Source organism: Marilutibacter maris, from assembly GCF_006546735.2.
Lineage (GTDB): Bacteria > Pseudomonadota > Gammaproteobacteria > Xanthomonadales > Xanthomonadaceae > Marilutibacter > Marilutibacter maris.
Genome location: NZ_VICD02000025.1, coordinates 1 through 13,156 on the forward strand (window position 1 = coordinate 1; position 13,156 = coordinate 13,156).

Here is a 13,156-nt window from a genome sequence, read left to right on the forward strand (position 1 = left end):
CGCAGCCGGATATCGTTCCCCCCTGAGTCAGGGGGCGATTCGCGCGCAGCGCGAATGGGGGTGTGGAAGCGCAACGGCGGGGCCCGAGGTTTGCGCAGCAAACCTTGGGAGATATCCGGGCGCTGCCGGATATCGTTCCCCCCTGAGTCAGGGGGCGATTCGCGCGCAGCGCGAATGGGGGTGTGGAAGCGCAACGGCGGGGCCCAGGGTTTGCGAGGCAAACTTTGGGGATTCCCGGGCGCAGCCCGGGGATCGCCGGCTCACGCCGCTCCTACGGAATCCGCGCAGCTGGCATCATGGCGCGATGAGCGCCCCCGAACTGAATTGGATCGCCGCCCGCTTCGACGAGCTCACCCCGAACCGGCTGTATGCGCTGCTGCGCCTGCGCAGCGAGGTGTTCGTGGTCGAGCAGGCCTGCGCCTACCTCGACATCGACGGCAAGGACCACCACCCGCAGGCCTGGCACCTGCTCGGCGAGGCGCCCGATGGCCGGTTGGCCGCCTACCTGCGGGTGCTGCCGGGCGGTCTCGGCCACGGCGTCGACACCTTCGCCGAAGTCAGCATCGGCCGCGTGGTGACTTCGCCGGACTGGCGCGGGCGCCGGCTCGGCGACCCGCTGATGCGCGAGGGCGTGGCCCTGATCGAGCGGGTCTGGCCCGGCGCGCCGATCCGGCTCGGCGCCCAGGCCCATCTGCAGCACTTCTACGCCCGTCACGGCTTCCAGGTCGCGTCGCCGGAGTACCTGGAGGACGGCATCCCCCACGTGGAGATGCTCCGCGACGGCGCCGCCTGACCCCACCGACGGCCACCGGAACCGGCCGCCCGGACAGCCCATGGAGACAACGATGATCGAAACCCCCGACTACCGCGCCCTGCTCGACACCGCGATCGCCGAGGCCCAGGCCGGCCTGGCCGAGGGCGGCATCCCGATCGGCGCGGCGCTGTACCGCAACGACGGCGTCCTGCTCGGCTGCGGCCACAACCGCCGTGTGCAGGAGGGCGACCCGTCGGTGCACGGCGAGACCGATGCCTTCCGCAAGGCAGGCCGCCAGCGCAATTACCGCGACACCATCATGGTCACCACCCTCGCCCCCTGCTGGTACTGCAGCGGACTGGTGCGGCAGTTCAACATCGGCACCGTGGTGGTCGGCGAGTCGGTCAACTTCGGCGGCGGCATCGACTGGCTGCGCGAGAACGGCACCGAGGTCATCGATCTCGCCGACGAGCGCTGCATCTCGATGCTCGGCGACTGGATCGCCGCCAACCCCGAGGTCTGGAACGAGGACATCGGCGAGGGTGAGGAAGCGCGCCCGTGAGCCACTGGCTCATGCGTTGACGAACGCCCGGCCAGGGATGGCCGGGCAGGGATGCCGGGCAGGAGCTGGACGGAGCCGGCGACGCTTCGCCATGGATGGCAGCGTCTCTCTTTGCCTGGAAGCAGGCAGCGCCATTCATGCGCTCGCGACGGGCCGGCGCCCGGTGGCTCACGGTCCCAGCATCCGCCGGGTCGAGCGGTACTCGCGCAGGCGGCGGCGGCGCAGGTGGCGACACCAGGCAAAGGTCGCCAGCCACCATCCGACCGCGTAGACCAGCAGGTGGGTCGAGGCGGTACGCCAGTCGCCATCGCCGAACAGCCAGGCCCCCGCCAGGGCGACCAGCGCATACGCCAGCAACACGACGGCGGCCCGGCGCGCCAGCCACAGGTCGCGCAGGTCGGTGCGCAGTTGCGCCAGCCGCAGTCGCGCATAGACCTGCGGCGGCTCGCTGGCATCGCCGCGGTGCCGGCCGGGCGCGCGCAGGACGACGCTCCAGACCACCGGCAGGAACACCATGAAGAACGGCATCAACAGCCAGTGGTTGGGTCCGGCGGTGCGCGACATCAACGCATGGCCGAACACCGCCACCGCGGCGCAGGTCAGCACCACTTCCAGCCCGCGCAGCAGGCGATGGCGTCGACGGTGGCGGCGGACCTGATCGCTCATCCGGCGCGACGGCGGCTGAGCGATCTCGCCCTGCCATGCGCCTTTCAGTTCGTCATCGAAGTTCATCTGCATCCTCCTGCCGGGACAGGGTCTTGAGTCGTTCACGCGCGCGATGGACGCGGACGCCGACGTTGTCGCTGCTGATGCCGAGCATGTCGGCGATCTCCTGATAGTCGAAGCCTTCCAGCTGCAGCATCAGCGGCTGCCTGAGGTTGACCGGCAGCGTCGCCAGCGCCTCGAACAGCCACTGGGTCCGGGCCCGCTCGGCCTCGCCCGCCGATGTCTGCGACAGCGAGTCGTGGACGTCGGCATCGAAGGCCACCAGCGCCGGCGTGCGCACCGATGAGCGCACGTGGCTGGCGCCGAGGTTGTGCGCGATCCGCAGCACGAACGGCAGCAGGCGATCGGGATCGCGCAGCTTCGGCAGCGCTTCCCATACCGCCAGCAACACCTCCTGCATCAGTTCCTCGCGCAACGCTGGATTGCGCTCATAGCCGCACACCGCGCGCCACAGCTGCGGATGGAAGGCTTCGACACTGGGCCACAGGGAATGCATGCAGGCGGGACGCGATCCGGTACTCATCGCCGTCAGTCGACGGCCGCGGCCAGTTTCTTACACCCTGCGAAAGGAATTCATCGCGCGTAAGAAATCCGCCGGCCCGGGCCACTGAGGGGACATCGACATCCCCAACGGAGCCCTGCCGACCATGCGTATCCCCTTCCTGCCCTGGCCGCGATCGGCCGCCGCGGCCCTCGCCCTCAGCGCGATCCTGGCGCTTGCGGCCACCACCGGCACCGCCCGCGCCGCCACGCTTGCGCTGGACAACGTCCGCATCGTCGATGTCGAGCGCGCGCGCAGCACGCCGCCGCGATGCCTGCGTATCGAGAACGGAAGCATCGTCCGCATCGCCCGGCCGGCAAGCCGCGCCTGCCGGCGCGACGCGCGGACCGTCGACATGCAGGAGCGCTACCTGATGCCGGGCCTGATCGACATGCACGCCCACCTGAGCCTGGGTCCGCTGCAGATGCGACGCGAGCGCGGCCAGCTGACCATGGTCGCCGATCCCGACGATGCCATCGCCGACCACAACGCGCGCCGGCTGGTCGCATTCGGGGTCACCACCATCCGCAACCCGGGCGGCGATCTGGCCGCCGCCGCGCGCTACCGCGAAGCGTTGGATGGCGGCCGGCTGACCGGTCCGGAGAGCTTCGACGCCGGCCCGGTGATCAACAACGCCGCGGTCCGCGGACTGGCCACCGCCGCGTCCGATCCCGACGAGGTCCGGCAGGTGGTCGCCGACCAGGTCGAAGCCGGCGCCGACTGGATCAAGCTCTATACCGGGCTGGACCGCGAACAGCTGCGCGCCGGCATCGAGGCCGCGCACGCGCACGGACGTCCGGCCGTCGCGCACCTGGATGCGATCGCCTGGCCGGACGCGCTGGAGATGGGCCTGGACGCCATCGTCCACCTGATGCCGACCAGCCCCGACCTGCTCGATCCGCAGGCGCGACGCGCCTGGCAGGCCGATGCCCGCGCCGGCACCTTCGCGTTCTTCGAGTGGTGGGAGCACTTCGACCCCGATGGCGCCGAAGCCGATCGCATGGTGGCCGCGTTCGAGCGTCACCGTCCGGTGTTCGACGCCACCCTCGTCGCCTTTCATGCCGCCTTCGTGCAGGACCTGGACAACGACTACAAGGACGACGCCCGCCGGCATGCGCACCCGGCGCTGCAGGCGAGCTGGAACGACTGGTTCACCTTCGCGATCGGCTGGAAACCGGAAGACTTCGTCCGCGCCCGCGCGATCTGGCCGAAGGTCCAGCGCATGGCGGTTCGCCTGTACGCCACCGATGCGCGCCTGACCCTGGGCACCGACATGAGCAATCCATGGATCGCGCCGGGTATCAGCCTGCATCGCGAGATGCAGTTGCTGGCCGAGGCCGGCGTCCCGGCAGCGACGGTCCTGCGCGCCGCCACCGTCAATGCCGCCGACGCCCTGGGCGCGGAACGGCGCCTGGGCCGGATCGCGCCCGGCCACGAGGCCGACCTGCTGGTGCTGGACGCCGATCCGCTCCAGGACATCCGCAACACCCGTGCCATCCATGCCGTCGTGCTCGACGGCCGACTGCTCGACACCGCCGCGCTCGACGCGCTCAAAGGAGAATGACATGTCCCATCCCCACCGCTCTTCTTCCCGCCCGCTCCGTCGCATCGCCGCGGGACTGGCCCTGACCCTGTCGCTGGCATTGCCATCGGTCGCCGCCGCGGAACCCGGCGACTGGGAATCGCCCGAATCCATCGTGCACGCGCTCTACGAGGTGATCTCCGCCGAGGCCGGCGCGCAGCGCGACTGGGACCGCTACCGCGCCCTGTTCCTGGACGGCGCCCGCATGTCGATCGCGGTGAAGTCCGATGCGATGACCGGCATCATGAGCACCGACACCGAGGCCCTGGTCGCCCAGACCGAGAGTGCCTATGCCAACACCGGCTTCCACGAGATCCCGCTGGTGACCCGGGTCGAGCGGCATGACCTGATGGCCTCGGTGACCAGCAGCTTCGAGATCCGCCTGCGCCTGGACGACGACGCCCCGCTGATGCGCGGGATCAACCACTTCCAGTTGCTCAACGACGGCGAGCGCTGGTGGATCGTGTCCAATGTCGGCGTGATTGAGACCGACGCATCGCCGCTGCCACCGGAGCTGCTGCCGGTCACCGGCCAGGGGGCGGTCCGATGAACGCCGCACCGGAACCGCTGTCGACCCCTCCCGCATCGCCCAGCCATCGCCGCACGCGCTGGCTCTACCTGGGCGCCGCGGTCTGCGTCACCGCCTGGCTGGCGCTGGGCACCGGCCTCGCGATCGGCGTCGGGCGGACCGCGTTGATCGTGCTGACGACCGCGGCCGCGCTGACCACCGAGGGCATGATCTGGCTGACCGCCCTGGTCCTCGGGGTCAACGTCTACAGCGCGCGCCGCCAGCTGTGGCAGAAACTGCGGCAGCGCCTGCGCTGATCCGCGCTTGCCGGCCGGCGGCGGAAACGCAGAAGGCCCGCATCGCTGCGGGCCTTCTGCGTGGCGCGGTGGCGCCGTCGGGCTCAGTAATCGACGCTGGCGTCGGCCGAGCACTCGCTGGTGCCGGCATTGCAGACCCGGTAGCTGAAGCTGCCGGAGCTGTTGCGGCGCACCTTGACCGCGTCGGTGTAGCTGCCGCCGTTGTCGATCGCCGAGGCGATCCGGCTGCCATCGCGGTAGACGTCGACGGTGACGTCGCCGGCGCTCCACTGCAGGCCGATCTGCAGCTTGCCCTTGCTGATGCCGTAGTTGTACGCGCTCAGCGAGGCCGGCGGGTCAGCCGGGTCGGGGCCACCGCCGAGCAGGGCCTCGGTCGCGGCGAAGGTCTGCACCAGGCCGTAACCGTAGTCGTTGTCGCGACCGGCCGGGCCGAGGTCGAGCGCGGTCGAGGTCATCGCGTCGCGGACCTGCTGATTGCTCGCCGACGGGTTGGCGCTCCAGATGATCGCAGCCGAACCGGCCACGTGCGGGGTCGCCATCGAAGTACCGTCGAGATAGGCATAGCCGCTGGTATTGGCCTCCGACACCGAACTGACCGCCGCGGTCTGGCCGAGCGAGGCGGCGACCAGGGCTTGGCCGTCCTCCTGGCTCATGCTCAGCGCCGGCACCGTCGAGGTCATCGTGCCCAGGGTGCCGGAGAAGCCACCCGGCTCGTTGTTGTAGACCACCGCGGCGACGCCGCCGCCGGCCTGCACCGCGCTGACCTTGTCGGCGAAGCTGATGTCGCCGCGCTCGCACATCACCACCTTGCCCGACCAGCTGCCGGCGCTGGTGCACAGGCCGCCGTCGACCATCGCGCCGTTGGCGGTGGACTGCACGCTGCCCTCCATCGCCGAGACGATGTAGCCGGTGCCGGCGACGGTCATCGAACCGGTCCGGTACGGATAGGTGCTGAGCACGGCGACGCCGGGCGCGGCGATCTCGACCTGGCTGGTGCTCTGCGAGAAATCGGCATGCGCGTTGTTGATGTCGACCGCGGCCACCGACATCACGCTGTCGTAGGAAGCCGGGTAGCTGTGGCGGGTATTGCCGTCGTTGCCGGCCGCGGCGACGCTGAGGATGCCCTGGCTGTTGAGGTTGGCGAATGCCGTCTCCTCGGTGTTGCTGGCGAAGTCGCCACCCAGGCTCATGTTGATGACCCTGGCGCCGGCGCTGGCGCAGCGGTTGGCGGCGTCGACCAGGGTCGAGGCATAGCTCCAGCCGCAGGCCGCGCCATCGAACACCTTGACGATGTGCAGCGACACCGCGCCCGGGCTGACACCGACCACGCCGACGTTGTTGTCGACCGCGGCGATGGTGCCGGCGACATGGGTGCCGTGACCGCAGCTGTCGTTGTTCCAGCCGCTGGGATAGCCGGTCATCGGGATGCCGGCGAAGTCCTCGTGATTGGCATTGATGCCCGAGTCGATCACGCAGACCTTGATTCCGCTGCCTTCGGCGCCGGCGGCCCAGGTCTGCGGAGCCTGCACGCTGTTGATGCCGTAGGGCGTGACCTGCGCGGCCGGATAGCGCGGCGCATCCTGTTCGACATACTCGATGTTCGGATTGTTGCGCAGCCCGGCCAGCGCCTGCTGCGGCACGCTGACGGCGATCACCCTCTGCGGCGCCAGTTCCAGGTGGATGCGGCCGCCGGCCGCCCGCAATGCCGATTGCACCTGCGCCGAGGCGCCTGGCTTGAACTTGATCATGACCCGGTTCGGGTCGGGATCGGCAGCCGAAGCGCTACCGGAAGCGACAAGCATGACTGCCGCGGCCAGCGCCACGGCAAGCGAGTTCTGCGTCATTGGACACCCCCGAAGATGATTGACGGCTTCGCGCACGCCCCCTGTCCGAGCACGAGGCCCCAACCTAGCAGTGGAACAACCTGAATGCGATTGCGCGTCGCAACATCAGGCTGCGCGGCGACCCCGGTCGTCCCGGACACTCGCACGCGATGCCACCGGCGGGAGCGGACGGCCTCACCGGAGGAACAACGCGCCCGCGGCCGGCTCGCGGCCACCGCGGCTACAGCCTGCGGAACATCACATGGACATCCACCGGCCCCAGACGCCGGTGCCTGAACGCCCCCGGCAGGGTGCCGACGATGTCGAAGCCCAGCTTGCGGTACAGCACCACCGCCGGCGCATTGGTGGCGACGACATAGTTGAACTGCATCGCCACGAAGCCCGCCGCGCGCGCCTGGGACAGGCTGTGCAGCACCAGCGCTCGGCCGATGCCGCGCCCCTGCGCCTGCGGATCCACCGCGTAGGTCGCGCTGGCCACGTGCGCGCCCGGTCCCGGGTAATTGGCGCCCAGCTTGTAGATGCCGACGATGCCGTCGGCCGCCTCCGCCACATAAGGCGTCTGGATGGCGAACCAATGCGCGCGGAAGGTCTCCGGGGCGAAGTCGTCCGGGAACGGCAGCGCATCGCCGCCGGCGATGACCGCGCGGAAGATCGCCCACATCGCATCGAAGTCCGAAGCGGTCGCCTTTCGGATATCCATGCGCGAAGTATGGACGTCCGGCGCAACCTTCGTCCCGCGATGCGCATCTCGTGACTGGAGTCCGCCACCCCCAACCTCCGGCACCTCCCGCGAACCGCGCGTCCGGATAGAGTCCAGCGCCTGCTTCGACCGTCCCCCACCCCAGGAGATTCCCGATCGTGCGCCGCATCCTGACCGCCGCCTTGCTGTCCACCGGACTGTTCCATGCCACCGCCGCGATGGCCGACTGCCCCACCGGCGCCTATCGCCCCAGCTCCGGCAACGATGCCGTGGTCGTCTACTCGATCGACAGCCTGCCGCCGCCGGCGCAGCGCTATCTGTTCCTCGACGGCCGCCGCGGCAGCACGGTCGAGGACGACGGCCCGGTGCGCTGCACCGCCGACGGCCTGAGCGTGCGCGGCGCCGACGGTCGCGCCACGCTGTGGCCGCGCATGGCCCTGCGCGAGACCGCCACCACCTTCGGCAGCCTGGGTTCGCGGCTGGCCGGCAACCTGATCGAACCCGAGGACGGCGCCGCCGACATGCCCCTGGTGGTGATGGTGCACGGCTCCGAGCGCTATTCCTCCACCCACAGCTCCTACGCCTACATGATGGCCGCGCAGGGCATCCGCACCTTCGCCTACGACAAGCGCGGCACCGGCGAATCGGAAGGCGAGTACACCCAGAACTTCGAGCTGCTGGCCGAGGACGCCGCCGCCGCGCTCGATCACGCCCGCACAATGGCGGCCGGCCGCTTCGGCCGCGCCGGCTACTTCGGCGGCAGCCAGGGCGGCTGGGTCGCGCCGCTGGCGGCAACGCATTCGGACGCGGACTTCGTCGCGATCGGCTTCGGCCTGGTGGTCTCGCCTATCGACGAGGACCGCGAGCAGATGATTTCCGAAACGCGCGCGGCCGGCTACGACGCTCGCACCATGGCGCAGATCGATCGGCTCTCGCAGGCCACCGCGCGGCTGCTGGATTCGCATTTCAGCGACGGCTTCGAGGCACTGGAGGCGTTGCGCCGCGAACTGGCCGACGCGCCGTGGGCGGCGACCATCGAGGGCGAGCACAGTGGCGCGATGCTGCGCACTTCCGACGCCGACCTGCGCCGGCTCGGCCGCGCCCGCTTCGACAATCTCGAACTGATCTGGGACTACGACGCCCAGGCCGTGCTCGAGCGGCTCGATGCGCCGTTGCTGTGGGTGCTGGCCGAACAGGACCGCGAGGCGCCGATCGAGAAGACCCGCGCCGCGTTGCAGGCGCTGGCCGTCGCCGGCAAGCCGGTCGACGTCTACCTGTTCCCGGACACCGACCACGGCATGTTCGAGTTCCGCACCCTGCCCGACGGCGAGCGCCAGGGCACCCGCATCACCGACGGCTACCTGCGCCTGCTCGGCGACTGGATCAAGGGCGACGCCAGCGGACGCTACGGCCGCGGCACCCGCCTGTTCGACGACGGCCGCTGAGGTTCGCCGGGTCGATGCCCGTCCCTGCCGTGGACCTCGCGTCCGCGGCAGGGACGGTCGCTAATCGCTGAGCCAGACCCGCAGGAAGCGCTGCCGCGAATGACTCCAGAAATACAGCGACGCGGCGCTGCCGGGCCTGAAGTACAGCAGCGAAGGCTCGGACAGCTTCAGCTTCGGACGCTCTTCGACCGGTCCGAAGTCGCAATCCTCGATGCCGTCGAAACAGCCGTAGGCGATCACGCCGGGGGCCTGGACTTCGATCGCCATCGCCACACCGGCGTCGGGGCCCTCCCAATCGATCTCCATCGGCTTCAACCAGCGGATGCCGTCCGCGCCGTCGGACAGCCGCACCCACAGGGCCTCGGCGCTGCGGGTCCGGCTCTTGAGCAACAGCGCGGTGTCGTCGATGCCGTCGCCATTGAAGTCCGCCGTCGCCTGCGTGTAGCGCGAAGGCGAATCGTCGCGCAGCGGATCCTCCAGCTCCGAGGCCACCGGATGGCGCCAGCCCCCGGGCAGCTCGACGACCGGGCCTGCACCCGCGAGCGCGAGGGAAAGCAGTGCGGAAGCGGTCGCGGTCATTCCACGGTCCTCGTCGATAGAAGGCCGGCCCGGGTCCTAGACGATCAGGACATCGTCCGGGCCATGGCCGAAGCCAGTTCCCGATGCCCACGTTCCGTCGGGGTGGACACCGCACCGTCGAAGTGGCGCTGCCCATGACTCTGACCCGGCCTGCGCTTGCCCCCGAGGTGATCGCGGGAGGCACATTGTAGCGAGCGCGGCGGGGAGCCCTTGTCTCCGGCGCCATGGTTTCGCCTGCGTCAGCGGAACTCGAACAACTCCTGTCGCAGCCGGTCCTCGGCCACCCCCGTTTCCCGCATCAGCTGGCGCACCTGATCGAGCAGTCCCCTCGGACCGCAGAAGTTGATCTGGACCCGGGATGCCCCGGTTTGCTCGACCAACTGTGTGAATCGTTGGCGAAACTCGGCGGTGCCGGGCCCTGTCGGGACGTCTATGAGTTCGACCCCTTGCGCCTGTGCCATCGTCGACAGGTCCACGGTTTCCGGAAGCTCGCGACCCGGCGTGAAGAAATGAAAGAAGGTCACTCGATCCAGTCCGCCGGCGCTGGCATCCTGCAACCACGAAATGAAGGGCGTTACCCCCACGCCACCAGCGATCCATATTTCTGCCCGCTCCCCGACAACGCGCTTGAAGCGGCCAAACGGCGCATAGACGTCCGCGACCAGGCCAGGCTTCGCTTCCTTCACCAGTCGCGCGGTGTAATCGCCCAGCGAACGCACCACGAAGGCGATGCTGCCATCATCCTGTCCCGCACTGGCGATGGTGAAGGGGTGCGGCTCGCGCAGGCCGTTCTGTTCGAAGGACAGGAAAGCGAACTGACCGGGAAGGAACGGAATCCTCCGCCCCACCGGAACGAGCCGCAGGTGGACGGCACTGGCACTGGCCGACACCGATTGCAGTCGGTATTCGGCGTGCTGCGACAACGCCGGATACAGCAGCAGCTTGTAGGCGGCGGCGGCCACCCCGAGCAGGGACAACGTGGCCAGCCACACCCCCGCCGGGCTGACCAGCGCGATCGGCGACTTGAAGCTGAGCCAGTGCGCGACGACGATCAGGAACAGAGGCCCCGACAGCTTGTGCCACCAGCGCCAGGTCCGGTATGGAATCTTGCGGTTCAGCGCCAGCAGGACAATCAGCATCAGCGCCACGAAGCTGAGCTGTCGGACCAGCCGCGTCGCCGGCCCGGGCAGCGACAGGATGGCGGCGGTCTGCCATTCCGACGTTCCCGCCTTGAAGACCAGATGGAACGAAGCGAAAACCAGCGCCCACACGCCCAGCCATTTGTGTGTCTCGTAGACGCGATCCAGACCGCCGAACAGCGACTCCACGCCCTTCCATCGCGCGCCCAGCACCGCGGCCAGAGCCATCAGCGACAGCGCGGAAACACCCGCACCGAGGCTGAGAGAGGCGGTGGTCGGCCACGTGGCGCTGGGAACCTCCACCGCCGTCAAAGCGAAACACACCAGCACCACGGGGACGATCAGGGAACGCGATCCGAGTCGCATGACGTTTCCGCCCAGTCAGAAGGGACGAGGCGATTCTAGTCGCGCCCCGGCCGGCCGCGTTTGCTGGGAATCAATCCCGTGCCGACTATCAGTCCCATTTCCATGTCTGTGGCGGCCCCGTCCGATCAAGACCATCGCGCTACATGCGCCTCGTCGCCGGCGGGGCTGACGCCGCAGAAGCTCTTCGTCCCGGGTGTCAGCGGATGCGTCGTTCCGGCTTCAAGGAAAGCCGCGACATTTCCCATCGCTCCCCCTCAGTCTCCAGATCGCTGCTCCCCTGCAACCGCGACTCCACATCTTCGCCGGCGGCGGCGAGGATCTCATCCGCGGGGTTCTTGCCGTTGCGAGGTCTAGCTGCAGCCTGCCCCCAAGCTCGATGCGCTACGTCGCGCCCGACCGCAGCAGCTGGCGCCGCCTGCGCGTCCATGCCGGGAAGTCCCCATACCGCTCTGGCACAAGCCGTCCCAGCCCTCCACGCGTACCGGAACACGCGCGACGCACTCACTTGATATGTGCACATTTTGTGCACATAATGTGCCCACACCCTGTCGGAACGGTGAGCGCAATGGCGGCTGTCATGCAGCAAGACATTACCGAGCTCTTTCGCGAACCCGGGCAGACCTACCTCTCGCCCGCCAGGTTCGCCACGACCCTGGAGCTGGACCTGTCGGTCCTGGCCAATGCGCTGGGCGTACACCGCAACACGATGCGCCTGCACCCGGAAAGCCCGCGCACGCAGGAACGCATGCGCGACTACAACCGCGTATTCCTGGCCCTGCTCGGCCTCAAGCCCAATGTGCGCGACGCCGCCTTCCACATGAAGAACACGCCGATACGCGTGCTCGGCCAGCGCACCCTTTTCGATGCAGTCAAGGACGGCGACACCGACAAGGCCCTGCGCTACCTGCAGTCGATCTCCGGAGGCCAGAACGGATGAGGCGTATCCGGCTGGATGCCGGCACCCCGCTCTTCCGTGCCCACAACCCGCTCTGGTCCTTCCAGCCCCTCAGCGGTGCCGGCGCCGCGCGCGCCGGCGGTCGCTTCAATCGGATCGGCACGCCGGCGCTCTACCTCAGCTTCGAGGAGGCCACCTGCGCCGCCGAGTACCGCCAGGACAACGATCTGACCGAGCCCTACCTGCTCGTGGCCTACCTGGCCCGCCTTCCCGAGCTGGTCGACCTGCGGCAACTGGATGACGACGGATGGGACCCGCTCTGGAACGACTGGGGCTGCGACTGGCGACAGTTGTTCGTCGACGGAACCGAGCCCCCGAGCTGGGCCCTCGGAGACATCGTCCTGGATGCCGGTGAGCTCGGCCTGATCTTCCCGAGCCTCGCCAATCCGGGAGGGCTCAACATCGTGCTGTTCACCGACCGGCTGCAACCCGAATGGCTGGAGCCCCACGACCCCAATGGGCTGCTGCCTCGCGACCAGTCCAGCTGGCCTCACCGATAGGCGGGCATTCGAACGAACGGGACCTTCAGCGCGATGCTCCGCGCCACGCGTGGCGCAACGCCGGTCGTGGCCTTGCGCCCTACGCCTCCTCACGCCCCGCCCCCTCGCGATCGCGCGCATACCGCTTGGCCAGCGGAAACTCGGGCAGCCACGCTTCGCGGCGGATCGTCCACAGTTCGTAGGTCGGGGTGAACTGGTCGGGCGCGTCCAAGCTGCCCAGGTGCACTTCGATCTCGTCGCCGCTGCGCGAGAACACCGATGAGCCGCAGTGCGGGCAGAAGTGGCGGCCGGCGTAGTCGCCGGTCTCGCCCTCGACCACGACCGCGTCCCCGGGGAACACCGCCGAGGCATGGAACAAGGCGCCGTGGTGCTTGCGGCAGTCCATGCAATGACACAGACCGACCCGGTACGGACGCCCCGACGCCACGATCCTGACCCTGCCGCACAGGCAACCGCCGTCGAACCGCTCCATGTCCGTCTCCTGCTGCCCGGGCCGAGCCGGCAGGATATGGCCGGCACCGGCCATCTGTCATCGCGTCGCCGGCATGGCGGCGACGCTGCCGGAGTCGCTCACGGCCCGGTCCCGGCTTTGCAGTACACTCGGCGCGCATGGCCAGTACGCCCGCCCGCTCGCTGCA

At 69.2% G+C, this 13,156-nt stretch carries 15 protein-coding genes; 8 read left to right on the plus strand and 7 right to left on the minus strand.

The genetic code is table 11. The features are described 5' to 3' along the window. Positions 1-304: 304 nt before the first annotated feature. Together FKV24_RS02295 and FKV24_RS02300 are read left to right on the plus strand one after the other, a co-directional pair. On the plus strand, positions 305-793 hold the full coding sequence (locus tag FKV24_RS02295) for a GNAT family N-acetyltransferase (protein WP_141481056.1): 489 nt from the start codon (positions 305-307) through the stop codon (positions 791-793). A 52-nt stretch (positions 794-845) separates the two neighbouring features. Further along, complete coding sequence (locus FKV24_RS02300; RefSeq protein WP_111265376.1) at positions 846-1,316, plus strand: nucleoside deaminase; 471 nt, start codon at positions 846-848, stop codon at positions 1,314-1,316. Between the two features lie 168 nt (positions 1,317-1,484). On the opposite strand, the gene FKV24_RS02305 is transcribed toward FKV24_RS02300, so the two are convergent. Together FKV24_RS02305 and FKV24_RS02310 are read right to left on the minus strand one after the other, a co-directional pair. Then, on the minus strand, positions 1,485-2,048 hold the full coding sequence (locus FKV24_RS02305; RefSeq protein ID WP_141481057.1) for a hypothetical protein: 564 nt from the start codon (positions 2,046-2,048) through the stop codon (positions 1,485-1,487). Then, a complete protein-coding gene (locus FKV24_RS02310) occupies positions 2,035-2,538 on the minus strand; it encodes an RNA polymerase sigma factor (protein WP_170288181.1) in 504 nt (167 codons plus the stop codon). Before FKV24_RS02310 ends, FKV24_RS02305 begins: the two co-directional genes overlap by 14 nt. Before the next feature lie 151 nt (positions 2,539-2,689). Here FKV24_RS02310 and FKV24_RS02315 point away from each other — a divergent pair, with 151 nt between their 5' ends. From FKV24_RS02315 to FKV24_RS02325, 3 genes are read left to right on the plus strand one after another with little or no spacing between them, the layout of a single operon-like run. Continuing rightward, positions 2,690-4,147: an amidohydrolase family protein gene (locus FKV24_RS02315; RefSeq protein ID WP_141481058.1), complete on the plus strand. Its 1,458-nt coding sequence runs from the start codon at positions 2,690-2,692 to the stop codon at positions 4,145-4,147. A 1-nt stretch (position 4,148) separates the two neighbouring features. After that, the gene (locus FKV24_RS02320) at positions 4,149-4,715 is read left to right on the plus strand and encodes a hypothetical protein (protein WP_111265372.1); all 567 of its coding nucleotides are present in this window, start codon (positions 4,149-4,151) and stop codon (positions 4,713-4,715) included. Next, positions 4,712-4,990, plus strand: a complete 279-nt coding sequence (locus FKV24_RS02325) for a hypothetical protein (RefSeq protein WP_111265371.1) — start codon at positions 4,712-4,714, stop codon at positions 4,988-4,990. The genes FKV24_RS02320 and FKV24_RS02325 overlap by 4 nt, the downstream gene beginning before the upstream one ends. Positions 4,991-5,073: 83 nt before the next feature. Here FKV24_RS02325 and FKV24_RS02330 read toward each other — a convergent pair whose 3' ends face one another. Next, a complete protein-coding gene (locus FKV24_RS02330) occupies positions 5,074-6,834 on the minus strand; it encodes a S8 family serine peptidase (protein ID WP_141481059.1) in 1,761 nt (586 codons plus the stop codon). A gap of 220 nt (positions 6,835-7,054) precedes the next feature. Further along, positions 7,055-7,534 carry a GNAT family N-acetyltransferase gene (locus FKV24_RS02335; RefSeq protein ID WP_141481060.1) on the minus strand — a complete coding sequence of 160 codons (480 nt, stop codon included), beginning with the start codon at positions 7,532-7,534 and terminating at the stop codon, positions 7,055-7,057. Between the two features lie 158 nt (positions 7,535-7,692). Here FKV24_RS02335 and FKV24_RS02340 point away from each other — a divergent pair, with 158 nt between their 5' ends. Continuing rightward, on the plus strand, positions 7,693-8,979 hold the full coding sequence (locus FKV24_RS02340) for an alpha/beta hydrolase family protein (protein WP_249040877.1): 1,287 nt from the start codon (positions 7,693-7,695) through the stop codon (positions 8,977-8,979). Positions 8,980-9,039: 60 nt separating this feature from the next. Here the strand turns inward: FKV24_RS02340 and FKV24_RS02345 are convergent, their stop codons facing one another. Both FKV24_RS02345 and FKV24_RS02350 read right to left on the minus strand, forming a co-directional pair. After that, the gene (locus tag FKV24_RS02345) at positions 9,040-9,558 is read right to left on the minus strand and encodes a hypothetical protein (protein ID WP_141481061.1); all 519 of its coding nucleotides are present in this window, start codon (positions 9,556-9,558) and stop codon (positions 9,040-9,042) included. Positions 9,559-9,797: 239 nt separating this feature from the next. Continuing rightward, entirely contained in the window at positions 9,798-11,063 is a 1,266-nt protein-coding gene (locus FKV24_RS02350) for a ferredoxin reductase family protein (RefSeq protein WP_141481062.1), read from the minus strand. A gap of 577 nt (positions 11,064-11,640) precedes the next feature. Between FKV24_RS02350 and FKV24_RS02355 the strand changes: the two genes are divergently transcribed. Next, a complete protein-coding gene (locus FKV24_RS02355; protein WP_111265363.1) occupies positions 11,641-12,000 on the plus strand; it encodes a DNA-binding protein in 360 nt (119 codons plus the stop codon). Next, on the plus strand, positions 11,997-12,518 hold the full coding sequence (locus FKV24_RS02360) for an RES family NAD+ phosphorylase (protein ID WP_141481063.1): 522 nt from the start codon (positions 11,997-11,999) through the stop codon (positions 12,516-12,518). The genes FKV24_RS02355 and FKV24_RS02360 overlap by 4 nt, the downstream gene beginning before the upstream one ends. Before the next feature lie 79 nt (positions 12,519-12,597). On the opposite strand, the gene FKV24_RS02365 is transcribed toward FKV24_RS02360, so the two are convergent. Further along, on the minus strand, positions 12,598-12,990 hold the full coding sequence (locus FKV24_RS02365; RefSeq protein WP_141481064.1) for a GFA family protein: 393 nt from the start codon (positions 12,988-12,990) through the stop codon (positions 12,598-12,600). Between the last annotated feature and the right edge of the window lie 166 nt (positions 12,991-13,156).